Here is a 26,084-nt window from a genome sequence, read left to right on the forward strand (position 1 = left end):
CAATTAATAATGAAATTGTACGCCAATCTTGAATGTTCGCTGCAATGGGTAGCTCAAACCGCTGCCACTTCCCATTTCCGGATCCCACGTCTTGAACGGTGAGAAGGTGAGAAGATTGGTTCCAGCTACATAAACTCGCATCCACTTAGTAGGCGTGAATCCCACTTCCATCGTTTTGAGTCGCAGATAGCTGCCATCACGCAGGTAGAATGTACTGGGCACCACGTTGTTGTTCACAAATGATTGGGTTAGGCGTGGATAGGCCGCATTGGCGTTGTTGTTGGCCTCTGACCAGTGGTTGTCTACGATATATTGGGCTATACCCAGTCCGTCTCCATCCTTGTCAACAAATGGATGGATGTTTCTCATGATCAAGCTCACTTTCCCAGCTCCTTGAAACATCAGTGACATGTCCCATTTCTTATAAGTGACGGTGCCGCCGAAGCCATAGATGATTTCCGGCATCTCTGGATTTCCGATGGTCGTTACATCATTCTGGTCTATCTTCTTATCGCCATTCATGTCTTTGTATTTGATGTCACCTACAGTATATGCGCTTAATTCTTGTTTGGGCGACTGGTCTATTTCTTCCTGTGAGGTGAACAATCCTTCTGCAATCAAACCACGGAAACACTTGATGGGATGTCCTAAGTATGAGTAGTAGTCGGGCACGTTTTGTGGCTCATCTACATCGGTCATTTCGTTGTGGGCGTATGTCAGGCTACCGTTTGCTTTGACAGTAAAGTCTCGGTTAAACACCTTTGTATAGGCCAGGCTCATATCAAAACCCTTGTTTTTAACTGCTCCGATGTTGGCCCAAGGTTTGTTTCTTCCAAATCCTGACATTGAAATCACGGAGTTTCTCTGCATGAAGATACCTGTACGCGACTCGTTGAAATAGTCGAAGGTGATATCCAGACAGCCCATCAGGTTCATATCCACACCCACATTGAGCTTCTTCGATTTTTCCCATGTTGCCAATGGGTTACCATAGGTAGTGATATTGGGTACACTAATGTTGTCGTAGTTGTTGCCTATCCACCAACCACCTCCGGAGAACATGTTCACCGTGGTGATGTATGGGAAACGGTCTCGCAAGGCATCGTTACCCACAAGGCCATACGATCCACGTAACTTCAGGTTGTGAACATAGGCTTTGGCCGGTTTAAAGAAGGCTTCATTAGAGATGGTCCAACCTGCTGCGATAGCTGGGAAGAAACCAAACCGCTTGCCACTCATAAAGTTTTCCGATCCGTTGTAGCCAAATGTGGCCTCCAACAGATAGCGGTGGTCGTAGTTATAAGCAAATCTACCAGCTAAGCCCTGCTCTCTATAAGGCAACAGATCGTATTCTCCGCCGCCGTTTTTAACTTTCTTGGTTTCTTTCATGTGGTACACCAAGGTGGCGTTCACATCGTGCTTGCCAAACAGTCTTTGGTAATCCACTTTTCCTTGCAATGACCATACAGTTGTGGTGGGGTCTCTGCCAGAGTTGGATTGCAGGTAAGGCTGGCCGGGATCGCCAATGGAGGTGGTGTCGAAATGGTATTGTCCGTTCTCGTCCACGGTGTAATCATCAGTCACTTTGTAGTAAAACGGTACTGTCCAATGATCCAACCAGTTGAAGCTGTAATTATAGAACGATGCCAATCCGCTGGCTTTAAGTCCTGGTGTTACAAAGTCTAAATCCTGGTCTATATTGAATGCCGTTGTGGAATACACATAGTTGCGGTCAGTATAACCTGAGCTCAAGCGAGCGTATGGGTTAATTTGCAGTCCGCCTACACCTTGGCGGGCATTCATACCATAGCGCACAAAAGTGTCTCCTTCCTGTGCGGGGAGCACCGGTGGGAAGCTTACGGGTGACACGCGCATAGTGTAATAGAATAGGTTATTTACCGATTCCATTGGCGCATGATAGTAGAACAGTTGCGTATTCATGTTCAGCCCAATCTTTGTCGTACGTGTAAGGCGGGCCGTAACGTTGCTTTGGAATAGATATTTACGGCTTCGCATGTTCACGTCCAGCGCTTGTGCCTCTTTGGGCTGACGTATGATACCGTTCTCATAGAATATGCCGGCATTCAGGAAGTATGTCAGTATCTTGCTTCCGCCCCTAACGTTGAGGTTCAAGTTCTGGTTCATAGTCATCTTCTTGAACAACAGATCATGCCAGTCGTTGTTCGGGAAGAGGTATGGGTTGGCTCTTTCAGCAGTCTTGGCAATGCGATCATCGCTGTAATAAGGCGAATAGGTCTTACCTACCGCTTTCGCATCGTTGTAGGCTGCTTCGTTGAACATTCTCATGTATGTTGGTCCATCGGCCATTGACTGAATCATGGTAGGAGCGGAAATGGTATTATCCATGCGTACCTTTACCTGCATCTTTTCAGATAATTCTCCCTGTTTGGTGTTGACGATAATCACACCATTGGCACCACGAGAACCGTACAATGAAGTGGCTGTGGCATCTTTCAATACAGAAAATGATTCAATGGACTCTGGCGGAATGTTGTTCAACATGATAGTGTTGATTTCTACACCATCAAGAATAACCAAAGGACTCTTGTTCGCACCAAAGGTCGAGATGCCACGAATGTAGAATTCGGCATTATCGTAACCAGGCTCACCGCTTTTTTGGCGGGCGATGATACCAGGAATGTTTCCTGCAAATGATGTCGTCAAGCTGCTCGATGTCATTTTTAGGTCTTCCGGCTTTACGGCTTGTACGGCTCCAACCAGCGACTCTTTCTTCTGCTTACCGAATCCAACGACCACAACTTCATCAATTTCATTGTGGGCAGGGTACAGGGAAATGGCAATGAACGTTCGTCCTTTCAGGCTAATATCCTTATTTTGATAGCCTATGTACGCTACTTCCAACGTAGCATTTGGCGATGCCTGAACTGCAAACGTTCCATCATGAGCAGTAATAGAGGCGATGGACGTTCCTTTCACCCGTATGGTAGCTCCTATGATGGGTTCACCATTTTCATCACCGATGAATCCTTTAACTTCTCGTTTGTTGCTTTGTCCTGAGCTGCTGGCATTCTGTGCATGTGCTGTTCGCGGTAAGGCATCATTAGATGCCAAAGCAGATAGCGACATCAGATTTGTCCCTAATAGGAACAATGACGCCAAAAGCAACCTTGGTTTCAGACCTTGATTCCTTTTCATTTGTTATAAGTGTTTAGAAGGTTAAAAATATTTATACTACAAATTGAAAGATAATTCATTTTTTTATATTTTTATGTTCTTTAAGTAAAGCAAACATTTAGATCATTTATAATAAGGTAGGTTTTCATCATTCGTCCTTGCCTACAAGGCAAATCTGTGCGATGGTTTTCACTTTTTTCTACACAGCAAGATTTGCATTCCTAATTGGAATTAGTGTTTTTTCAGCATGTCGGCAACTTCTTTTTTGGCCTGTTCGCGGCTCTTGGAGAAGATTTTTTTGATGCGGTGCATGTCAAATTTCCGTTCCCGGTCGTAGGTGTAGATACCGCTTTTTCCAAAATCAAATTGATAGGTCCATGTGTTACCATTGAGGTTGATTCATTCCGTCCGCTCAAACTGCGGGCGTGGGTATTCCGGTCTTGGCAGTATTGCGGCACTAAGATTTAGTGAAAGGATAAGTGTCAAAGTTGACAGATAGACTTTTGTCTTTTTCGTAAATTCAGAGTTTCGGTTTATTAGCATAATGCAAAGTTAGAGTATTATTCAGGCTTGTAGGGGGTAATATTGTGTTTTTGTTCTGTAATATTGTTTATAAATGACAAATTTCAAAAATCACATGAGTACTACATAGTAGACACTCAAAAAGACGAGATAGCATTTTTGAGGTTCGACTAAGTATAAGTGTTTCCAGCAAATGATACAGTATACCATACTGGTTCTGTGTATGGAGGATTAAGATATAAAACATCACATTTAACATCTTAAATGATATTTTCAATTTTATCGTTTTCGCTTTCTATTCTTTCGAAGATACCATTATTGGAATCATTCCTGCTGATGATTATAGACTTTAGGGCTCGTTTATCCCAATGCTTAAGAAAAGTGCCATATACACCTACGGTATTTGACACATCAGAAACAGGTTCTAATAAACATGCTAATAACCTGAGTTCGGGATAAATCAGAATAGAGTTTTGAACGCATGACATTATGCTACTATTACTTTTATATATACCCAAATATTAAAATGTACATCGATTTATAAAAATAGATTTTGAATCTTCAGGCGATACAAAGAAAGATAAATTCACGTTGATGAAGCGTTATGGTACCATTGTAAGCAGAGATACACAACGAATTTCAATCGCAGCCGGGCTATGTGCATCAACAGGGTTAGTCTGCGGGGTTTGGGGTTGCCAGCCTGTGGTAAAGTGCCATGCTTGCTGTGCTTGCTGCTACTCAAAAAGTTTACACCGACACACCAATTTGTTGAATATTTTATCAAAAAATGGCCCCAAAAACGGCTCTTCAGAACTTTCAATCTAGAAAAAAACAATAGGCAAACGTACCGCAAACAAGCGGTTATTTGGTGCGTCCTGTCGATTTTTTCCACAAAAAAGCGGGTTTTATACGATAAAAGGCATCATTTTGCCTGCTTACCAACATGCCTTTGTCCCGCAAAAGCATACACATTAGGCACTTTAAGCAATGCTTTTGGCAGAAAAGCGCATGACTTTCGGGAGTCAATAATTGATAAAAATTCGTAACATCATGCGTATGAATGAGATACAAAAGTCGTTCATGCTTGGCGTATTTGCGCCCAAGATCAAGGTTGTTTGCAAATACGCCAAGGAGAGAAGAGTATCATGTCAAGAAAATTCTTTACGTCTAATCGGTAGCCATTTCCTGTCATCTAAAAAAATATCCAATTGCATATATGTATTTGCTTCTGTAAGAGAACTTAAGTAATTGTTGCCACAGTTTGTTCAGATTAGTTTCTCAAAAGCCTTTCTGTCGCCTTTGGCACCATAGTGTATTTGACCACAATAGGTGTAGCCCAGGTGTGGAAGGATGTTCAGCATCTCAACATTGTCATAGTTGGTGTCAACCTTGATGCTGTGAACGCCTTGCGAGGCTGCCCACTTCTCGGCCTCGTGGAAGAAGCGTTTGGACAGTCCGTGCCCTCGGTGACGGGGGCTGACGGCAAGTCTGTGAATCACCACATAGTCTTGCTCGCTGAGCCAAGAACCTTCGAGATGAGCATATTCAGGTTCGCCGTTCACGGCAAGTTTGGCGTATGCGGCTACCTCTCCATCGACGGTAAGGATGTAAGCATCTCCTCCGGCAATATCATTCTCAATCAATGCTCGTGAGGGATAGTCCTTTGTCCATTGTTTCCTACCGTTGGTCAGCATGAGGTTACGAGCTGTATCTAAGAGCGTCCATGCCTCTTCCAAATCTGCGGTTGTAGCTTTTCTGAATGCAATTCGTGTGGTATGCATGTTTGTTATTTGACTCGTTCGAGTGTGGTGAATCACTTTAACAATCTCTTCTTTCATTTACAGCGTGTGCCGTGCGCCGAATCCAAATTTAGGGGCTTTGACGGTTAATTGCACTTGTCCTTTCAGTCCATTGCTTTGCACTGTTACCACCAATTTGCCGTGGAAAAGGTGCATATTGGGGAGGTGGAAAGGCTCTAACGACGTGGCGTCGCCATTGCAGACAGCCTTGAAACGGGCAGCACCTGACACTTCGAAGAGCAACAGGTCATTGGCATCGGGACAGAGATTGCCGTCTTTGTCTACCATACTAATGGTGTAATACAGCAAGTCCTTGCCGTCGTTTGCGAGCTGTTGCTTGTCTACTTCTATCTTGAGTGCATGAGGCGCACCGGCTGTGTGAATGGTTTGCTGAGCTGCTTCCTTGCCCTTTTCATCGTAAGCCACCACCTTCAGTTCGCCCGGCTCATACACTACGTTGTTCCAGCGCAAGCGGTAACGGTCTAATTTGGAAGCCTTGTTCTTCTTGATGCGTCCTTGACTCTTACCATTGACAAAGAGTTCGGCTTCGGGATAACTCGTATAACAGTACACGGGTATTACTTTTCCCTCACGTCCATGCCATGTCCAATGTGGCAAGAGGTGTAGGGTGGGCGAGGAAGTGTTCCACACCGATCGATACAGGTAATAGCGATCTTTGGGCAAGCCTGCCAAGTCGACTGGTGCAAAGTAGCTGCTTCGTGAGGGCCAATAGCTGTAATAAGGAGTGGGTTCACCGATGTAATCGATGCCTGTCCACACGAATTGACCGATAGAGTAGGGCAAATCGTCTTGTTTGGCAAAGTCTTCATCGGGGTAACTGCCCCAGCTCACCTTCTCCACGTCGTACGATGAGCATTGTCCGTCGGCGTAGGTGGCCATATTCTTCTCTTCTACGGGGAATTTGTATACCCCTCTCGAGCTTACCGCTGACGATGTTTCCGAGCCCAGCAAGAACCCTTGTGGCAGCTTGTCAATGAGTTTTTCGTAAAGGAAGACACGGTAATTAAAGCCCGGTACGTCTGTGGCAGCATAGAAACCGCAATTGACGCTGCCCTCTGGATTGTCCACACCGCAAGTGACGGTGCGTGAAGAATCGAGGCTATGGCAAAACTTCACCATGGCTTTGGCGCGCTCTGTACCCTGCTGGTTGGCTTGTTCGGGTATCTCGTTGCCAATGCTCCACATCACGATAGATGGATGATTGCGATGCCCTAAAATCAGATTTGTAAGGTCTTTGCGCCACCATTCATCGTAAAACCGATTGTAACCGTTCTTTACCTTTGGTTCTTTCCATGCGTCAAAGCTCTCTGCCATGACCATCATTCCCATGGAGTCGCACACCTGCATCTGCATTTGCGAAGGCATGTTGTGCGCAGTACGGATGGCATCTACGCCCATATCTTTCATGATGCGTATCTGTCGAATCATGGCAGCCTTGTTGGCAGCCGCACCAAGAGGTCCTAAATCGTGGTGCAGACATACGCCCTTGAACTTTCGTGTGATGCCATTGAGCTGAAAACCGTGCTCTTTCGTAATGGCTATGGTGCGAATTCCCACCTGTTGTGAGGTCGCATCTAAGGTTTTACTGCCTCGTTTCACGCAGATTTGTAACGTGTAGAGATAGGGATGTTCAGGACTCCAAAGTTGTGGATTCTTGATGTTTAGCGTCGTTGCCACATCTCCTTTTGCATCGTTTTCCACCGTATTCTGTGCAACTGTCCTACCGTTTTTGTCTTTTAGGATAATGTGCGTCTTGAGCTTGTCCTTCTCTTTGAGTCCCTTTGCTTGAGCATTCACGGCAATTTCCGCTTCTTGTTGCGAAACGGAGAGGGTGCGGAAATACGTTTGCCAAGGGTCTATATAGGTTTTATTGGTCGTAATCAGCGTGACAGGGCGAAATAGTCCAGCTCCCGGATACCATCTGCTGCTCTCCTCCAAGTTGTTCAGTTTGACCAGTATCTCATTGTCCCCACGGTTTAAGTAGGGTGTGATATCGATGCGAAAAGCGTTGTATCCATACGCCCACCGACCCGCTTCCGTGCCATTGACATAGACAACAGGTTCGCTCATGGCACCATCAAAATAAAGTTCTGTGCGTGCATCGAGGTTGTTTACGTTGATAGTGGTGCGATATTCGCCACGTCCCAACCAAGGCAGTCCACCCGAACGTCCTGTGTGCCATATAGGGGTGCGTTGTCCGTCTTGCGTGATACCCAAGAATTGGCGGTCCCACTGCTTGTCAAATGGTCCTTTGATAGCCCAATCGTGAGGCACTGTTACCGGTTGCCACGCATCGCCATTGCGAGAAAATTGCCATGATGTAAGTTCTGTTTCTGTTCTATTTTGTGCCATGCAAGCACCACTCAAGGCTAAGAAAGCCAATAAGATAAAGGTTTTGTTAGTCATGAATAAAAAGGTATGTTGATTGTTGTTTGGTTCATCAGCATCCACCTTACTTCTTTCAAAGTAGGATGGATGCCTCAGTAAGTCTTAGCGTAGGGACGAAAATATTATTTCGCTCCCAACTTCTTCATCCATGTTCCACCCCTCATGCAGGCAATGCCAAGGATGATAAAAGGAATGCTCAGCAGTTGTCCCATGTTGAAAATCATGCCCGACTCGAAGTCAACTTGTATATCCTTGGTGTATTCTATGAAGAAGCGGAACGTGAAAATGAGGGTCAGGCACAAGCCGAAATAGAAACCAGTGCCCACCTTTTTGGAGGTTCGCTTGTAGAAATGCAGCATGACGAAGAAGAAGAAAAAGTAGGCAATCGCCTCGTACAACTGTCCTGGGTGGCGTGGCGTCATGTCTACTCGCTCAAAAATAAAAGCCCAAGGCACATTGGTTGGTGTGCCGATAATCTCGCTGTTCATGAGGTTGCCCAAGCGGATAAAGCACGCAGTGATTGGAGTGGCGATGGCAATGTCGTCGAGTACATGCCACAAGTTCATGCCTGTTTTGCGATAGTACAGATAGAGTGCCAACATGAGTCCTATCGTACCACCGTGCGAAGCCAATCCCTCGTACCCCGTAAACTTCCATGAACCGTCCGCCATCTGGTGAATAGGCAGGAACATTTCGACGACATGCGTCCACGAAGACAAAAAGTATTCGGGCTGATAGAACAGGCAGTGTCCCAATCGGGCACCGATTAAAATGCCCAAAAAACAATATATAAACAGCGGATCGAAATACGCATCCTTCACCTTTTGGTCTTTATAGAGCCATTTCACGATGAAGTATGCCAAGGCAAGTCCTATCAACCAGCAGGTTGAATACCAACGAATGGCAAAATTGCCGATGCGGAATATCTCTAAATCAGGATTCCACAGGATGTAAAGTAGGTGGTCTATCATATTGTTTTGTTATTGGGCTATTGGGCTAATTCGCCTAATCAGGCTTATTAGCCCAATTGTTGTTCATTAAACATTAAATCTAAAGTGCATGATGTCACCGTCTTGCACCACATATTCTTTGCCCTCGATACCTAATTTTCCAGCCTCACGGACGGCACTTTCGCTGCCATATTTGATGTAATCATCGTATTTGATGACCTCTGCCCGGATAAAACCTTTCTCAAAATCGGTATGAATGACGCCGGCGCATTGTGGTGCTTTCCAGCCTTTGTGGTACGTCCAAGCCTTTACTTCCATTTCGCCAGCCGTGATGAATGTTTGCAGGTTGAGCAGCGAATAAGCCTTTTTGATGAGGCGGTTCACGCCACTTTCGGTCAATCCCAACTCTTCTAAAAACATTTGCTTGTCCTCGTAGGTCTCCAACGATGCAATATCCTCTTCGGTCTTGGCGGCAATCACCATGGCTTCAGCGCCCTCTTCTTGGGCAATTTTCTCTATTTGGGCACTATAAGCGTTGCCCTCTTTGGCACTTGCCTCGTCCACATTGCACACATACAGTACGGGCTTGGTGGTCAGCAGAAACAGGTTGTGCGCTGCCTCCTCTTCCTCTTTGGTGTCGAACGACACCGTCCGTGCGTTCTTTCCTTGCTCCAACACCTCCTTGTAGGCTTCTAATACGGTAACAAGCGTCTTGGCTTCCTTGTTGCCCGAAGCAGCTATTTTTTGTTGTTTGGATAGTTGTGCCTCGATGGTTTCCAAGTCTTTGAGTTGCAATTCCGTGTCAATCACCTCTTTGTCACTGACGGGATTCACCGCCATACCGCCCTCGCGTACCACGTTGTCATCGTCGAAACAGCGGATAACGTGTATCAGCGCATCACATTCGCGTATGTTTCCCAAGAATTTGTTGCCCAAGCCTTCGCCTTTGGACGCTCCCTTTACCAATCCTGCAATATCTACTATCTCGCATGTGGCAGGCACGATGCGTCCCGGATGCACGATCTCCGCCAGTTTGGTGAGCCGTTCATCGGGTACCGTTATCACGCCCACGTTGGGCTCAATTGTACAAAAAGGAAAATTTGCCGCCTGTGCCTTGGCACTCGACAAGCAGTTGAACAGGGTAGACTTGCCCACGTTTGGCAACCCTACAATACCACATTTTAATGACATGTCGTTATGATAAACGTTTATATTATAATGTGCAAATTTACGAAAAAGATTGGGAAACGAACGAGGAAAAGCGTATAAAAGTGCTGGCTGAAAGGGAATCCATCATGCCGCGACTCGCGTGTTCTGGCTCGAATATGGTCTTTTTTGCCTTCTTTGCCAATATTTGTCCTCATTGTTCTTGTTGTTAGTCAATATTTTTATAATTTTATTCAAAAATTCCGGAGAATGACTAAACTTTGGATATCACTCTTTTGTATTTTGCTCCTTGCAGCTTGTGGTGGCAGGCAAACAAACGAAGTTGCCACCCGCAGCATATATTACTGGCGCACCACTTTCCGACTCGATTCTGCCGAGCGTGCCTTCCTTCGCATGCACCATGTGAAAAAACTCTACATCAGATATTTCGACGTGACACCAGACGAAGAGATGCACCCCATGCCCAATGCCACAATCACCTTTGCCGACACCCTGCCGCAAGGTGTCGAGATTGTGCCCGTGGTGTTTATCGTCAATCGTTTCCAAGCGGGAAGCATTGATGACATAGCCGACCAAGTGTTTCGCCGTATTCTACAGATGAACGAAACGCACGACATCAAGGGCATCAGAGAAATCCAAATAGACTGCGACTGGACTATGAGCACGCAGAAACGCTATTTCAGTATGCTCCGACGTATGCGCGATCTCTGTCATGAGCATAGGTTGACACTGTCGGCTACCATCCGTCTGCACCAGTTGTCGCTCGAAGTTCCACCTGTGGACAAGGGTATCCTGATGATGTACAACACCGGCGATTTCACCCAACTCTCCGTCCATAAGCCAATTCTCGACATGAAAGACGTGAAACCTTATCTGCACAGTTTGCCCCGATACAAATTGCCTCTCAACGTCGCTTACCCGCTATTCACGTGGCGTGTGCTGTTCCGCGATGGCAAATATGTGGGTATTATGCATGGTGATGACGATTTTCCCGTGTTGCAGGGTGACAGTGTAGCCACGCGCCAGCCTGAACTTGATGACATCATGGCTGCCCGGCGAGCTGTGGACAGTCTGCGCCCGGAGGCCAACAGCGAGGTGATACTCTATCATCTCAACAACAAGAATATCAACCGTTTTACTCCCAACGACTATGAAAATATCTATCAGTAGCATTAATTTTCGGACAGGATTAGTTACCCTGATCCTGGCCCTGATTCCTTGTCTCGGCGCGATGGCATGCGCATTTGAGGGGCCTACCCACAACTATTACCTTTTCAGCGTGTTTCATCGCAGCTTGATGGGAGATCGTTTCGGAACCGAGACCGAGGTGTTTTGGAACAAATATGTCGGCAACGATCCCCGTTTTTCTTCCTATCGGTGGAGCCGGGAGGTGGTAATGGATGTGGCCAAGCGCAAGGGAGACACCGAGATGATGGGCTACCTGAGGTTGCTTAATTCCTACATCGATGCCTCTGTCTTTTACGACGCTTGGGAATATCCGTCGAAGGAGAAAATTGCCCAGAGCCAGGCCACCATGCGAGAACTTCAGGCTGAGGCCCGAAAATACAAGGGAAGAAGGTTTCGAGCGCAATATATGCTGATGGTGATGCGCACGCATTTCGCCCTGAAACAATATCGAGAGGCCATGAACTGTTGGACGCGGCAGGGACAAAAACTGCCACAAAGCGTCTACCGAGACCTGATGCAAAACCTCTATGCGGGTTGTCTCTTGCGCCTTGGGCAACGTCGTGAGGCAGTGGAAATCTATGCTGCGCAGGAAGACTTCGCAAGTTTGCAATACAGCGTGCGCAACTATCGCAACCTTGCCGGTATCAGCAAGGTGTTTGCCGAAAATCCCAATTCGCCCACGTTGCTCTATCTTGTGCAGGACTTTGTGAACAACTTGCAGGAAACGCAGGATGTCTATGCCAACGAATGGCTCTCGAAAGAAGTTTATCCGGAGGATTCCGACAAGGTGAACTGGATTAGGGAGATAGGCGCACAGTCCATCTATAAGCCCGAAGCTCGGCAGTTTATCGACTTTGCCCGTAGGGTGGTGGCCAGTGGAAAGAGCCGCACGCCCTGCCTCTGGATGTCGGCCATAGGTTGTCTGGAGCACCAAATGGACGACTATCAACGGGCTAAAATCGACCTCGCCAAAGCGCTCACCCTCAACGGAACGCCCCGCATGAAGGACAATGCGCGCGCCATCTACGCGGCCAACTCGGTGTTTGTGGAGCCGATGAAAAGGAAGTATCGCCAATGGATGGCGGCCGAATTGCAGTGGCTCGATGCCAAGTCGAAGCTGGATATAACCGACAGCGTGCTGACCGACGACCATTATCGCGATGTGAAAGAACGCATTGTGTACAACGGATTGGTGTCCCGCTATTTCAAATCGGGCGACCGCACGATGGCCATGGCGATGCTTTGCATGATGGATAACGAGTTCAAGCGCATTGTGGGTATGCCCAACTGGCGACATCCTGACTTCAAGGCCGCCGACAAGCCATGGAACTCAGATTATTTTGGCGAGTATTTCGAGGCTCTCGACAGCGTTAATGTGGAGCAGCTCAAGCATTACGCGCGTTTCCTCAGCAAGAAGCCCAAGGATGCTTTGCAACGCTATGTGTGGGATAAATGCTATCGCGATGCCGATTATTACAACGACCTGATCGGCACCAAACTCATGGCACGAGGGAGGTTTGCCGAGGCTATTCCCTATCTTGAAAAGGTGAGTATGGCCTTTCTGAATACCCAGAACATCGTGCCTTATGTCCGTCATCGCAGCTATGAGACGGAGCGATGGCTGACCAAACAGAAAGTGGGGGACGAGTTTGAGGGTTACATGCCCCTGCTTACCACAAACCGGAAAGTAGAGTTTTGCCGTCGTATTCTTGCTGTGCAGCATCTCTATCGCAACATGCGGCCATCGGAGCAGCGTCTCGAAAAGGCCTACGAACTGGCCTCGCTCTATTATCAGGCCAGTTATTTGGGCGACTGCTGGTGGCTCACGCAGTATGGTCTCAGCTCTGCGCAAGACAGCACCAAGACGGGCAACATGGACTTTGTGGCCTATGCCATCAACCTGTTGGAAGAGAGTGCGCGCTCGTCAGACTTCTCGTTGAAGCAGAAAAGCCTTTACGCCCTGGCTTTTATCCCGCAGGATTCGTGGTATGAGAAAGGGTGGGACGGCACCATCGGGGTATATCACGACCTTAGCAACCCTTCCGTGCATCCTGCTTCGCGACAATCCCGAGCCATGATGCGACTCGCGGAATTTGCACACGACAATGCCGAGCGCATCGCCCCATACATCTCCCGCTGTGAGGAACTCAAGGCTTTCGAGAGAACCAGACTGACGACACCCTTCGCATTTTTCTCCTACGATGGTTGTTTCTTAGAAGAATTTACTTGCCCCTACTGAATTGAAGATAATCAGTATCACCCGTAGGGGCGAGATTTATCACGCTCCGAAACACATCCGGGAAATGGTGTGATGCTTCCGGAATTTATCTCCAGTCGTTGTTTGTAACCATTCGAAAACACTCCACTCTGTTCTCCTATAGGAGGGTGGAGTGGAGTGTTTTGTTAGGTTGGGATAGAACTTCTATTTCTGAATATATTTCTTTTTGTTTTTAATAACGATGCCTTTGTAGCTCTCGTTCACACGACGGCCGCTAAGGTCGTATGCTTTGCCATCGCTTGCCCGGTCGGCAGTCTTCACGTGGTCAATACCTGTAGTCTTGCTTGTGAAGTAACCCGTGGTGGGGTTAGCCATCTCAATGCCGGTTTTGTATCGGTCGTACGCAATGTTGGTACCTTTTAGTTGCTCACAGGATTGAAACATTCTATAATCATTAAATACATGACCAGTATTCCAGTTAGTGTTGCAGAAAATAGTGGTTAGGGAATAACAGAAATCGAACATGTAGCCCATGTCGGTGACGTTTTGGGTGTTGAATTTGCTTAGGTCGAGTGATGTCAATGAATAGCAGTCATAGAACATCCTACTCATGTTGGTGACGTTTTGGGTGTTGAATTTGCTTAGGTCAAGTGATGTCAACGCCTTGCAGTAATAGAACATGTCTTCCATATTGGTGACGTTTTGGGTGTTGAATTTGCTTAGGTCGAGCGCTGTCAATGAATAGCAGAAATAGAACATGCTGCTCATGTCGGTGACGTTTTGAGTGTTGAAGTTGCTTAGGTCGAGCGATGTTAATGCCTGGCAGTTATAGAATATGCGGTTCATGTTGGTGACGTTTTGGGTGTTAAAGTTGCTTACATCGAGCGCTGTCGATGCCTTGCAGTCAGCGAACATGTAGCCCATGTCGGTGACGTTTTGAGTGTTGAAGTTGCTTAGGTCGAGCGATGTTAATGCCTGGCAATGAGAGAACATGCGGTTCATGTTGGTGACGTTTTGGGTGTTGAAGTTGCTCACATCGAGTGATGTCAATGCCTTGCAGTAAGAGAACATCATCGTCATGTTGGTGACGTTTTCGGTGTTGAAGTTGCTTACATCGAGCGATGTCAATGCCTGGCAGCCAGAGAACATGCAAAACATGTTGGTGACGTTTTGGGTGTTGAATTTGCTCACATCAAGCGATATCAATGCCTCGCAGTCAGCGAACATGTCTTCCATATTGGTGACGTTTTGGGTATTGAAGTTGCTTAGGTCGATCGATGTCAATGCCTTGCAGCGAGCGAACATGTAGCCCATGTCGGTGACGTTTTGGGTATTGAATTTGCTCACATCAAGCGATGTCAATTCCTCGCAGCCACAGAACATCCAGCCCATGTCAGTGACGTTTTGGGTATTGAATTTGCTCACATCGAGCGATGTCAATGCCTTGCAGCCACAGAACATGTCCCACATGTTGGTAACCTTTTCGGTGTTCAGGTTTTGTATGCCCTTGATGTCCTGTAAATTGATACAATATTTGAACCAAGAGAGGGTGCTGGTGGGACGGTACTTGGAAAAGGAAACGTCGAACACGACGTGCTTGATATTTTCCTGATGTTTATCATAATCACCTGCCCAAGCGGGAGCTTTCCAAGGTTCGGGCATATCGTAAATGCAGATATAATACCAATGAGTGGCGCGCTGATTATCATAATAAAAAGTGAGTGTATCGTCAGGTGTTAATACGGCATAAGCCTCTTGTGCTACCGCAGGCAGGCTACCCGTGACCGCCAAAAGGGCGACGAAGAGTGAAAGTAGATAATTTCTCATGATGATTGGTTTTGAATGAATAAAAAGAGGTCATCTGTCCGTCTTGTTTCCCAAGGGGTGGTGCGGGCAAACTCGTGACCGTGATTAACTATCAATTGCGGATTGCAGTACACATTCATCTTTTCGTGAACAGATGATGTTTCTGCATCGGAAATCTCACCTTAGCCATATCGGTTGCGTGTCGCAGAAGGTGAATACGAACACAAAATTAAATATAAAAACCAGAAAAACAACGGTTTACCCTAAAAATATTTGAACGATCAATCGTTTCAATCGAGTGCGCTTCCACCTATATTAGAAAATGAGATTGAGCGTCATGTTATTTTGCAGATATTCTAAAGGTGTACACAGCGTGTAGTTAAAAATCACTATATTTGCAGGTGCAACCCTTTAATCTCAAAACATTGATGGAAAAATCCGATTCCGACCGTCAGCGAGAACAGTCCATATACCGTGTCACCATAGCCGGCAGCATCATCAATGCTGTGTTGCTGGCGTTCAAGTTCACGGCTGGAATCTTGGGTGGGTCGGCTGCCATGATAGCTGATGCCGTGCGAATGCCGTGCGAGATGTCGCTCTATGAGGCGCATGAGAAGGCCACCCGCATCGAAAAAAGGTTGCGCGAGCAATTTGGCGAGCACACCCACATCGCCCTGCATCTGGAGCCTTTGAAGGTGAATGGCTGTTATGTGAGTCCGAAAGAAATGAACCAACACAGCCGCACGTCAACACAGTCTTGAATGTGGGCGTAATGAATTATGAGTCAAAAGATTAAGAAAAGCCTTTCAAAGTCAATGACATTGAGTGGCAAAGTCATTGACTTTGAAAGGCAAAAGCATGGAGATTGGGTGCCAAAGTGATTGAGATTAGAAATCAAAGGGAATGGTCATTGATGCTATCAGCTGCGACCTTTGATTTCAGCAGCTGTTTCATTTGATTTCAACAGCTTTTTCATTTGATTTCAGCAGCTGCGAAAGCACTCGGCTTTCGCCTGTGTTTTTAGAATCAAAAAATTAGCTCAAAATCTGCCGAGGCTGATGTTTCAAGTCATCCTTGTTGGATTTTGAGCTTGTCACTTCCAGCGGCTTTCAGACTCATGTCCAGTCCCTTCACGCTGTGGGTGAGCGCACCAAAGGAGATAAAGTCAACCCCCGCTTTGGCGTATGGAATCATGGTGTCGAACGTGATACCGCCACTCGATTCGGTTTCGCAGCGTCCGTTGACCTTTTCTACGGCCTGGCGGGTCTGCTCGGGCGTGAAGTTGTCGAACATGATGCGGTCGCATCCCTCGGCCAATGCCTCGTCTAACTCTTGGAAATTGCGCACCTCACACTCTATTTTCAGGTTCTTGCCATGCTCTTTGCAATACTTCTTGGCACGCGAGATGGCATTGCGTACGCCCCCGCAAAAGTCGATATGGTTGTCTTTAAGCAGAATCATGTCGAACAGTCCGATGCGATGATTCATGCCCCCGCCTATCTTCACCGCCTCTTTCTCGAGCATGCGCATGCCCGGTGTGGTTTTTCTGGTGTCCAGCACGCGTGTCTTTGTGCCAGCCTCAATCAAGGCTTGCTGGTAGCGGTGCGTCATGGTGGCGATGCCACTCATGCGTTGTAGGATGTTCAACACCAATCGCTCGGTCTGCAAAAGGCTTTGCTCGCGCCCTTTAACCGTCAGCACGATGTCGCCCGGGTGGACGTGCGTGCCATCGGGTATGTGTATCTCGACCTCCAAGTTGGGATCAAAACGATGGAACACCTCTTGGGCAATGTTTGCGCCAGCCAATATTCCTTCCTCTTTGATGAGTAGCTTACATTCGCCCATGGCATCGGCAGGGATGCAGCACAGCGTGGTGTGATCGCCGTCACCAATATCTTCACTGAAGGCGAGGTCAAACAATTTGTCATTCAATTCTTGTACGGAGAGCATGATTTCTTGATTTTGTGATGATGAAAAATGATGAGTTGACTGGCATATAGTCGTGTGAAAAACGGTCAGAGTCCTAACTTCTTGGATATCTCCAGCATGCGGTTGATGGGTCGAATGGCCTTTCGTGCCACGTCGGCGGGAACCTCTATAGTGGGCCATTCATACTTCAAACAGTTGTATAGCTTGCACATGTTGATGAGCTTCATGTAGTTGCACTCGTTGCAAGCGCAGGTGCTATCGTTGGGAGGAGCAGGGATGAATGTTTTCTGCGGAGCCGCTTTCTGCATTTCATGCAGGATTCCGCTCTCGGTGGCCACGATGAATTCTTTCGCTTCATCGTTGATGCTGTACTTCAGCAGGGCCGCCGTGCTGCCCACCTTGTCGGCTAATTTGACCACCGGCCCTTTGCATTCGGGGTGTGCTAAGATTTTGGCACCCGGATGTTCGGCCTTGAGTTGGAGAATCTTTTCTACCGAAAACTTCTCGTGTACATGGCAGGCACCCTTCCAAAGCAGCATGTTACGGCCGGTCAGGCTGTTGATGTATCCGCCCAAATTCTCATCGGGACCGAAGATAATCGGGGTGTCTTTGGGGAATGATTCAACGATTTGGCGCGCGTTGCTGCTGGTTACCACCACGTCGGTGACGGCTTTTGTGGCAGCGGTGGTGTTGACATAACTAATCACGGTGTGGTCGGGATGCGCCTCAACAAACTGCTTGAACTCGTCGGCCGGACAGCTCTCGGCCAGCGAACACGAGGCGTTGAGGTCGGGTACCAGCACTTTCTTGTCAGGACAGAGTATCTTGTTGGTCTCGCCCATGAAGTGAACGCCGCACATGACGATAATCTCAGCATCGGTGGTGGCAGCCTTTTGCGCCAGTGCCAAGCTGTCTCCCACGAAGTCGGCGATATCTTGAACATCGCTCTCTGTGTAATAGTGAGCCATGATGATGGCATTCTTCTCTTTGCACATCCGGCGTATCTCAGCCTTGATGTCTGTTCCTTCTGGGATTGGCTCGTTGACAAAGCCTTTTTCCTTCCATTCTTGTTTGATCATAATGTATTGTATAAGTGCCTGCTAAAGGTCGTAGGCATGTTTGGGATAGTCTACTGTATAGTGCAGTCCTCGGCTCTCTTTGCGCTCGATGGCCTGCCGTGTGATGAGGTATCCCACGTTGATGATGTTGCGCAGTTCGCAGATATCTCTGGTGGCTTTGACGCGTTTGAACAGCTCTTCGGTCTCCTCGTAGAGCAGATCGAGGCGTTTCCAAGCACGATGTAGGCGCAGGTCGCTCCGCACGATGCCCACATAGTTGGACATGATTTGTCCCACTTCGCGTTCGTCTTGGGCGATGAGCACCTTCTCTTCGTTGCTCATTGTACCTTCATCATTCCATTCTGGCACCTTGTCGTTGAACTGATAGTCGTCGATAACGCGCACGGCATGTTCGGCAGCCGACTTGGCATAAACCACAGCCTCGATGAGTGAGTTGCTGGCCAAGCGGTTTCCACCATGTAAACCGGTGCATGAGCATTCGCCCACCGCATAGAGTCGGTGGATGGAACTCTCGCCGTTGAGGTCAACCTTGATACCTCCACACATGTAGTGTGCGCTGGGACAGACGGGGATGTACTCCTTGGTGATGTCGACACCTATGGTGAGACACTTGGCGTAGATGTGCGGAAAGTGCTTTTTGGTCTCCTCCGCATCTTTGTGAGTGACGTCCAAACAAACGTGGTTGAGGCCGTGGAGCTTCATCTCTCTGTCAATGGCGCGGGCCACAATGTCACGCGGAGCCAGTGACAATCGTTTGTCGTACTTCTGCATAAACTCCTCACCATTGGGCAAACGCAGCACGCCACCGTACCCTCTCATGGCCTCGGTGATGAGAAAGGCGGGGTGAGTTTCGGCCGGATTGTAAAGCACCGTTGGGTGAAACTGCACGAACTCCATGTCCTTGACCGTTCCCTTGGCCCGATAAACCATGGCAATGCCGTCGCCTGTGGCGATGTTTGGATTGGACGTGGTGGCATACACGGCACCCGTTCCGCCCGTTGCCATCAGGGTGACGCGGCTCAAGAAGGTGTCTATCTTATGGGTGTCGGGATCCAAGATGTAAGCGCCGTAGCACTCGATGTCGGGCGTTTTGCGCGTCACCTCAATGCCCAAATGGTGTTGGGTGATGATTTCAACAGCGAAATGGTTTTCCAACACGGTGATGTTCTTGTTGGTTCTCACGGCATTCATCAATCCTCTTTGAATTTCAAAGCCCGTGTCATCCTTGTGGTGTAATATTCTGAATTCGCTGTGTCCTCCCTCCCGATGCAAGTCGAATTGGCCTTCAGGGGTCTTGTCGAAGTTGACTCCCCACTTCACCAAGTCGTCAATGGCCTTGGGAGCGTTGCGCACAACATGTTCAACCGCGTTGCGGTCGGAGATGAAATCGCCCGCAATCATCGTGTCCTCGATGTGTTTTTCGAAGTTGTCTACCTTCAAATTAGTCACCGAGGCGATACCTCCCTGTGCCTTGGACGTGTTGGTCTCGTCCAGGGTAGTCTTGCAAACCAAGGCCACTTTACCTTTTCCACTGTTAGCAACTTTGAGTGCAAAGCTCATGCCTGCCACTCCACCCCCTATTACCAGGAAATCAAATTTTCGTATCATGATGTGCTATGTTATGTTAATAAACCTATCCACGCAAAGATAATGAAAAAAAATCACACATGCAACCTGGGTTGCAAAAAACGAAAAAGAGAGACCGTAGCCTCCCTTCTGATAGTTCATTTTATGTTGTTTTCTGCTTTCTCATAGCCAAAGCCTTATCTTCTGCAGCCTCCATGATTTCGCGTTCGCCCGGACCTTTGTCGTTGATGCCGCAGAGATGCAGGATGCCATGGATGATCACGCGATAGAGTTCTTCCTCGTAGGGCTTGCCGAAACGCTCTGCGTTGGTGCGCACCGTGTCCAGACTGATGACGATGTCACCATTGATGATGTCGCCCTCGTCGTAATCAAAGGTGATGATATCGGTGTAATAGTCGTGTCCCAAGTACTCGTTGTTCACTTCCAGAATCTTCTCGTCGTTAACGAACATGTAGCCCACCTCTCCTATTTTGCGTCCGTAGGTGGCTGCTACGGCCTTGATCCAAGCGGATGTTTCGCGCTTTTTAATCTTCGGCATCTTCACGCCGTCTGTGTTATAGGTAATCATATAAAAACCATTTTTCGGTTTCCACTCGTATGAGTGTGTTTGTTAGATCTATTTTGTATGATCTGTTTTTCGTTGGGGAAGAAACATGGATGCGTCGGCACTATAGTGTAAAAGTTCGCGCACGAGTGACGAACTCACGCTGGCCATCCCTGGATCGGCAAACAGCAGAATGGTGTCGATGCCGCCAATTTGCCGATTGATGTCGGCTTGTTCGCGCTCGTACTCAAAGTCTTTCACCGACCGTACGCCTTTGATGAGGTACTTGGCGCCCTCTCGTTTGGCGAAATCCACGGCCAAGTCGTGATACGACTTCACGCTGATGCGCGGCTCATCGGCATACAAATCGCCAATGGCCTTGACGCGTTCTTCATCGCTGTATCTATATTTTTTTTGCATGTTCACACCCACACCGATGACCAAGCGGTCAAACAGGGGCAAGACGCGACGAACGATGGAGTCGTGTCCGATGGTGTAGGGATCGAAACTGCCTGCGAAAATGCCGATTTTAGGCTTGCTATCCATGTTTTCTTCCTTGTCGTTAAGTAAACAGTCCGGGTTCCATCAAGTTGCCTTTGTAAAGATCTCTGCCCAGATGTTCGTAGGCTAAATGGGTGGCCATGCGCCCTCTTGGCGTTCGTTTGATGAATCCTTCCATGATGAGGAAAGGCTCGTACACCTCTTCCACCGTGCCCGTATCTTCGCCAATGGCGGTCGCAATGGTGCTCAGTCCTACGGGACCGCCCTGGAACTTGTCGATGATGGTGAGCAAGATTTTATTGTCTATCTCGTCCAACCCATATTGGTCGATGTTCAATGCCTGTAAGGCAAACTGTGCGATGCGGGTGTTGATGCTGCCATTTCCCTTGACTTGTGCGAAATCGCGCACCCTTCTCAGCAGGGCGTTGGCGATACGAGGCGTGCCTCTGGAGCGACGTGCGATCTCGTGAGCGGCGTCCTCGTCAATGGGTACGTTGAGGATGTTTGCGCTGCGCCTGATGATTTTCTGCAATGTTTCGGGCGCATAGTACTCCAAGTGCATGTTGATGCCGAAACGAGCACGCAGCGGTGCCGTGAGCAGTCCGCTTCTCGTGGTGGCTCCCACCAAGGTAAACGGGTTCAAGTCTATTTGGATAGAGCGCGCCGACGGACCCTTGTCGATCATGATGTCGATGCGATAGTCTTCCATGGCCGAGTACAGATACTCTTCGACTACCGGTGACAGACGGTGAATCTCATCGATGAACAGCACGTCGTTTGGCTCGAGCGAGGTCAAGATGCCAGCCAAGTCGCCCGGTTTGTCGAGCACTGGTCCGCTGGTTAGTTTGAACCCTACGCCCAGTTCGTTGGCAATGATGTTGCTCAAGGTGGTCTTTCCCAGTCCGGGAGGTCCGTGCAAGAGGGTGTGATCGAGCGGTTCGCCGCGGTATTTGGCAGCCTCTACGAAGATTTGAAGATTCTCCACAACCTTAGGTTGCCCGCTGAAATCGTTGAATTTCAGGGGCCTCAACGCATTCTCAAACTCTTTTTCTGCCGATGAAATGCGTTCATCTCTGATGTCGAAATCTTCTTCCATACTTGTCGAGACAGTCATCTTTAATTTATGCAAAGATAATCATTTTTAATTGATAATGCTTGCAACAGATGTTATTTAACGCATGCCGAGACAAAGAATGGCGTGTGGCAAGTGGCTCTTTTCCTTGGTGCAAGGTGCACTTTGCAACCCGGTTGCATCTTCTTTTTCGTACTTTTGCAGCAGTAAAATTTTAATATACACAAAGATATGGAAGACATTCATGAAGAAGAGCAGATGGCCTGGTGGAAGATTATCCTATCGGGCGTGATGCTTGTCGTGGGCATCGCAGCCCCATATATTGGGTTAACGATTCTCGATGACCAATGGATATCCTTGGCATGGTACGTCGTGGCGTTTGCCTTTGTGGGCCTGCCGGTGATGAAAGAAGCGTGGGAATGTGCCGCGAAAGGCGACGTATTCAGTGAGTTCATGCTCATGACGATTGCCTGTATCGGTGCTTTCGCCATCGGTGAATATCCCGAAGCGGTTGCCGTGATGCTGCTGTACTGCATTGGTGAGGCGTTGCAAGACCGTGCTGTAGACCGTGCCAGAGATAACATTCGCGCGCTGGTGGCTTTCAGACCAACCCTGGCTCGCGTGGTCGTTGATGACACAACCGTGGAGAAACAGCCCGCTGAAGTGGCCGTGGGCGATGTGATTGAGGTGAAGGCTGGCGAGCGAGTGCCACTTGATGGCACCCTGTTGTCAGATTCGGCCTCGCTGAATACAGCAGCTCTGACGGGCGAATCGATGCCCCGAACGATGGAGAAAGGCGAGGAGGTGATGGCGGGCATGATAGCCGTTGACCAAGTTTTACGCCTTAAGGTGACCCGTCCTGAAAGTCAGTCGGCCATCTCGCGCATCTTGAAAATGGTGGAAGATGCTGCCGATCGCAAGGCTCCTACCGAACTGTTCATTCGTCGCTTCGCTCGCATTTACACCCCCATCGTTGTCATGCTGGCGGCCTTGACCATTCTGCTACCTTATCTATATAGTTTGTTCGACGCCAACTTTACCTACGTTTTCAGCGAGTGGTTCCGCCGTGCGTTGGTCTTCCTGGTTATCTCTTGCCCCTGCGCGCTGGTCATCAGCGTGCCGCTGGGTTATTTTGCGGGTATCGGTTCGGCCTCTAAGCGGGGCATTCTGTTCAAGGGGAGCAACTACCTTGACGCCATTACCGAGGTTGATTTGGTGATGTTCGACAAGACCGGCACGCTCACTACGGGCGAATTTGCCGTGCAAAGTGTGGAGGGACTGGATGAGGAAACGCTCAAGACGGTGTCGGCTATCGAGAAGTCGAGCAATCACCCCATCGCTAAAGCCATCGTGCGTTATTGTCCGACGGACGAGAAGATAGATGCCAAAGACATTGCCGGGCATGGCTTGCAGACCGATGAGTGGCTGGTGGGCAACCTGAAACTGCTGGAGCGTGAAAATGTATTCTTCCCAGATGCGTTGCGCAATATTCCCGAAACTGTGGTTTGTGTGGCCCATCTCGGTCGCTATGTGGGGCATATCATCCTGGCTGACAAGGTGAAAGATGATGCCAAACAGGCTGTTGAATCGCTGCCCGTGCGTGTGGAGATGTTGTCGGGCGATCGTCAGGAGCTGGTTTCAAAGGTAGCTTCGAGCCTCGGCATACGCAAGGCATACGGCGACTTGCTGCCCGAAGGCAAGGTGAAACACATAGAACAGGCCAAATACATGGGGCAGCGTGTGGCCTTCGTGGGCGATGGTATCAACGACGCACCGGTGCTGGCACTGAGTGATGTGGGCATTGCCATGGGTGGATTGGGTTCTGACATGGCCATCGAAACCGCCGATATCATCATTCAGACCGATCAACCTTCGAAGGTGGCCGATGCCATCCGTATCGGTAAATACACGCGCCGAATCGTCAATCAGAACATCTGGCTGGCCCTCATCATCAAGGCTCTGGTGATGCTGTTGGGGCTGTTGGGCCTGGCTAACCTGTGGATGGCCGTGTTTGCCGATTCGGGTGTGGCACTATTGGCCGTGCTCAATTCGTCGCGCATCTTCTTGAAGAACAACAAATAGCAAGCGTCCCATCATGACATCCGTAGGCCTGATGCCCGTCAGTTATGGTCATGGATCATGATTGGAAATTCAACATCAATCGAAACGGCCACCCATCGTATGAAGATCGATGGGTGGCCGTGTCGATGTTGCTTGCGTGCAATGCTGCGTGATGTTACGAATCGATCCTCCTTCCCACGTGATCGTAGAAACGATCAATGACGCGTAGCATGTCGCTGGGCAGGTATTCGTAAGCCTGTTCAATCAGTTCTTCCGGCACTTCATAATAAGCTTCGGCAATGCTTCCGCAGATGGCAGCCTTGGTGTCGGTATCGCCACCCGCGCCAACGGCAATGCGAATGGCGTCTTCAAAGCTCTCACTTTCCAGGAAACAGCGGATGGCCCATGGAACCGTTTCTTGACATGTGCTGTCAAAGTGTCCCAGGTTGCCTATTCTATAGATGTCTTTCAAGGGTGGAATGTCATACCCGAATCTGCTCTTGACGGCATTCTCTATTTCGTCTTTCGTGATGCGACAGGTACGCAACCAATACACCAGCGTGGCGATGCACTGCGCTCCCCTGATGCCTTCGCTGTGGCAATGGCTTACCTCGGTGCAGCGTTTGCTTTCGCGAAGCACGTCATGAAAGTCGTCGAAGAGCCATCCTATCGGACTTACGCGCATGGCTGCGCCATTGCCAAACGAACTTTGTGGGAGTGGGTTCTTCTCTTGTAGCCAAGTTTGATACATGCTGCCATACCCGTTCATGGGGGTGGGATAGCGGTGACACCAGTCGAGAAGCGACTCTTGATAAGGGCGCATCCGGAGTATGGCGTCGGCTATGGCCACCGTACAGATGGTGTCGTCGGTGTAACTGCATTCTTCCGCAAAGAAGGTGAAACCTGCTTTTGGCGCAGATTGGTCAAATTCGTATGGCGAACCTACAATGTCGCCGATGATGGCTCCTAACATATAACAATATAATAGAATTTAAGGTGTTTGACAAATGTATAAAATACTTTCCATACTTTTATCTATCAATAAAGAAGGAGATTTGATTTTATGCTTTATTAACAAACAGTATGCGCTATAATTTGTCCTATCTGTTTCGTAGATGATATGGAGTGACTGCCAATCAGACATAAAGAATTTTCTTGACAACATACCCTTCTCTCCTTGGCGTATTTGCGAACAACCTTGATCTTGGTCGCAAATACGCCAAGCATGAGCGACTTTTGTATCTCATTCATACACATAACGTTACGAATTTTCGCCAATTGTTGGCTCCCGAAAGTCATGCGCTTTTCTGCCAAAAGCATTGCTTGAAGTGCCCAATTTGTATGCTTTTGCACGGCAATAGCATGTTGGTAAGCAGGCAAAATGATGCCTTTCATAGCTTAAACCCCGCTTTTTTGTGTAAATAATCGACATGACGCACCAAATAACCGCTTGTTTGCAGTACGTTTGCCTATTGTTTTTTTTCTATATTGAAAGTTTTGAAGAGTCGTTTTTGGGGCCATTTTTTGATAAAATATTCAACAAATTGGCGTGTCGGTGTAAACCTTTTGAGTAGCAGCAAGCACAGCAAGCACGGCACTTTTCCACAGGCTGGCAACCCAAATGCCCATAGCCTAACCCAGTTGATGCACATAACCCGGTTGCAATTGAAATTCGTTGTCTATCTCTGCTTGCAATGGTACCATAACGCTTCATCTAAGTGAATTTATCTTTCTTTGTATCGCCGTGTACAATAAGAGAATCCCCAAGAGTGGATTCTCGAAAGTTTTACCTAATTTTGCAGATAAGCTTTTGACGGCATCTCTGCAGATTTCTGTATATGGGTTGAGTGGTTCTTCTGTCATTTACTTGATGTTTAATTTGCTATAAAGTTGCTGGCAGTCTGCCTTTTAAATAAATTTTATTAGTAGATATAGTTAATAAACTCGTTTGTTTTCAAACGATTATATGAGAATTAACAGAGTATTGAGATAAATGAAATTATTTACAAACATTTTGCTTATCGGTATCGTAGCAATAGACTTTGTTGCATGTGGATTGCCATACTGTAAGAAGACGCATCTAAGTGATAATGAAC

Annotated in this window: 18 protein-coding genes and 1 pseudogene; 5 read left to right on the forward strand and 14 right to left on the reverse strand. The window is 48.0% G+C overall.

Features of this window, described 5'->3' with window-relative positions; all coding sequences use genetic code 11:
- Positions 1 to 3: 3 nt before the first annotated feature.
- The 5 genes from HMPREF1254_RS03090 to ychF form a co-directional block, all read right to left on the reverse strand.
- Positions 4 to 3,177 carry a SusC/RagA family TonB-linked outer membrane protein gene (locus HMPREF1254_RS03090; protein WP_231385793.1) on the reverse strand — a complete coding sequence of 1,058 codons (3,174 nt, stop codon included), beginning with the start codon at positions 3,175 to 3,177 and terminating at the stop codon, positions 4 to 6.
- A 1,766-nt stretch (positions 3,178 to 4,943) separates the two neighbouring features.
- Positions 4,944 to 5,459, reverse strand: coding sequence for a GNAT family N-acetyltransferase (locus HMPREF1254_RS03095; RefSeq protein WP_036890912.1), 516 nt, complete (start codon positions 5,457 to 5,459; stop codon positions 4,944 to 4,946).
- A gap of 57 nt (positions 5,460 to 5,516) precedes the next feature.
- On the reverse strand, positions 5,517 to 7,904 hold the full coding sequence (locus HMPREF1254_RS03100) for a DUF4982 domain-containing protein (RefSeq protein ID WP_036890914.1): 2,388 nt from the start codon (positions 7,902 to 7,904) through the stop codon (positions 5,517 to 5,519).
- A gap of 104 nt (positions 7,905 to 8,008) precedes the next feature.
- Positions 8,009 to 8,857, reverse strand: coding sequence for a prolipoprotein diacylglyceryl transferase (gene lgt, locus HMPREF1254_RS03105; RefSeq protein WP_023057193.1), 849 nt, complete (start codon positions 8,855 to 8,857; stop codon positions 8,009 to 8,011).
- Between the two features lie 66 nt (positions 8,858 to 8,923).
- On the reverse strand, positions 8,924 to 10,027 hold the full coding sequence (gene ychF / locus HMPREF1254_RS03110; protein WP_023057184.1) for a redox-regulated ATPase YchF: 1,104 nt from the start codon (positions 10,025 to 10,027) through the stop codon (positions 8,924 to 8,926).
- Positions 10,028 to 10,252: 225 nt separating this feature from the next.
- Here ychF and HMPREF1254_RS03115 point away from each other — a divergent pair, with 225 nt between their 5' ends.
- Both HMPREF1254_RS03115 and HMPREF1254_RS03120 read left to right on the forward strand, forming a co-directional pair.
- Complete coding sequence (locus tag HMPREF1254_RS03115) at positions 10,253 to 11,173, forward strand: hypothetical protein (RefSeq protein WP_023057199.1); 921 nt, start codon at positions 10,253 to 10,255, stop codon at positions 11,171 to 11,173.
- The gene (locus HMPREF1254_RS03120; RefSeq protein WP_051331267.1) at positions 11,154 to 13,430 is read left to right on the forward strand and encodes a hypothetical protein; all 2,277 of its coding nucleotides are present in this window, start codon (positions 11,154 to 11,156) and stop codon (positions 13,428 to 13,430) included. Before HMPREF1254_RS03115 ends, HMPREF1254_RS03120 begins: the two co-directional genes overlap by 20 nt.
- A 183-nt stretch (positions 13,431 to 13,613) precedes the next feature.
- Here HMPREF1254_RS03120 and HMPREF1254_RS03125 read toward each other — a convergent pair whose 3' ends face one another.
- Complete coding sequence (locus tag HMPREF1254_RS03125) at positions 13,614 to 15,236, reverse strand: BspA family leucine-rich repeat surface protein (protein WP_023057195.1); 1,623 nt, start codon at positions 15,234 to 15,236, stop codon at positions 13,614 to 13,616.
- A gap of 407 nt (positions 15,237 to 15,643) precedes the next feature.
- On the opposite strand from HMPREF1254_RS03125, the pseudogene HMPREF1254_RS12495 reads away from it, so the two are divergent.
- A pseudogene (locus HMPREF1254_RS12495) lies at positions 15,644 to 15,790 on the forward strand (cation diffusion facilitator family transporter); the annotation flags it as partial.
- A 15-nt stretch (positions 15,791 to 15,805) separates the two neighbouring features.
- Positions 15,806 to 15,976, forward strand: a complete 171-nt coding sequence (locus tag HMPREF1254_RS12500) for a cation transporter dimerization domain-containing protein (protein ID WP_442792394.1) — start codon at positions 15,806 to 15,808, stop codon at positions 15,974 to 15,976.
- A 307-nt stretch (positions 15,977 to 16,283) separates the two neighbouring features.
- Here HMPREF1254_RS12500 and nadC read toward each other — a convergent pair whose 3' ends face one another.
- The 6 genes from nadC to ruvB form a co-directional block, all read right to left on the reverse strand.
- The gene (gene nadC, locus HMPREF1254_RS03135) at positions 16,284 to 17,165 is read right to left on the reverse strand and encodes a carboxylating nicotinate-nucleotide diphosphorylase (RefSeq protein WP_023057209.1); all 882 of its coding nucleotides are present in this window, start codon (positions 17,163 to 17,165) and stop codon (positions 16,284 to 16,286) included.
- Between the two features lie 65 nt (positions 17,166 to 17,230).
- Positions 17,231 to 18,223 (reverse strand): quinolinate synthase NadA, encoded by a 993-nt coding sequence (gene nadA / locus HMPREF1254_RS03140; RefSeq protein ID WP_023057191.1) that lies wholly within the window; start codon positions 18,221 to 18,223, stop codon positions 17,231 to 17,233.
- 21 nt (positions 18,224 to 18,244) lie between these two features.
- The gene (nadB, locus tag HMPREF1254_RS03145; RefSeq protein ID WP_023057186.1) at positions 18,245 to 19,831 is read right to left on the reverse strand and encodes an L-aspartate oxidase; all 1,587 of its coding nucleotides are present in this window, start codon (positions 19,829 to 19,831) and stop codon (positions 18,245 to 18,247) included.
- A 121-nt stretch (positions 19,832 to 19,952) separates the two neighbouring features.
- Complete coding sequence (gene ybeY, locus HMPREF1254_RS03150; protein ID WP_023057189.1) at positions 19,953 to 20,378, reverse strand: rRNA maturation RNase YbeY; 426 nt, start codon at positions 20,376 to 20,378, stop codon at positions 19,953 to 19,955.
- 48 nt (positions 20,379 to 20,426) lie between these two features.
- On the reverse strand, positions 20,427 to 20,900 hold the full coding sequence (gene coaD, locus HMPREF1254_RS03155; RefSeq protein ID WP_023057198.1) for a pantetheine-phosphate adenylyltransferase: 474 nt from the start codon (positions 20,898 to 20,900) through the stop codon (positions 20,427 to 20,429).
- A gap of 16 nt (positions 20,901 to 20,916) precedes the next feature.
- Positions 20,917 to 21,951 carry a Holliday junction branch migration DNA helicase RuvB gene (gene ruvB / locus HMPREF1254_RS03160; RefSeq protein WP_023057203.1) on the reverse strand — a complete coding sequence of 345 codons (1,035 nt, stop codon included), beginning with the start codon at positions 21,949 to 21,951 and terminating at the stop codon, positions 20,917 to 20,919.
- Positions 21,952 to 22,158: 207 nt separating this feature from the next.
- Here ruvB and HMPREF1254_RS03165 point away from each other — a divergent pair, with 207 nt between their 5' ends.
- A complete protein-coding gene (locus tag HMPREF1254_RS03165) occupies positions 22,159 to 24,009 on the forward strand; it encodes a heavy metal translocating P-type ATPase (protein WP_023057205.1) in 1,851 nt (616 codons plus the stop codon).
- Between the two features lie 154 nt (positions 24,010 to 24,163).
- Here the strand turns inward: HMPREF1254_RS03165 and HMPREF1254_RS03170 are convergent, their stop codons facing one another.
- Entirely contained in the window at positions 24,164 to 24,961 is a 798-nt protein-coding gene (locus tag HMPREF1254_RS03170; RefSeq protein ID WP_023057208.1) for an ADP-ribosylglycohydrolase family protein, read from the reverse strand.
- A 98-nt stretch (positions 24,962 to 25,059) separates the two neighbouring features.
- Positions 25,060 to 25,383: a hypothetical protein gene (locus HMPREF1254_RS03175; protein ID WP_023057194.1), complete on the reverse strand. Its 324-nt coding sequence runs from the start codon at positions 25,381 to 25,383 to the stop codon at positions 25,060 to 25,062.
- Between the last annotated feature and the right edge of the window lie 701 nt (positions 25,384 to 26,084).

This window comes from Prevotella sp. BV3P1, assembly GCF_000479005.1.
GTDB lineage: Bacteria > Bacteroidota > Bacteroidia > Bacteroidales > Bacteroidaceae > Prevotella.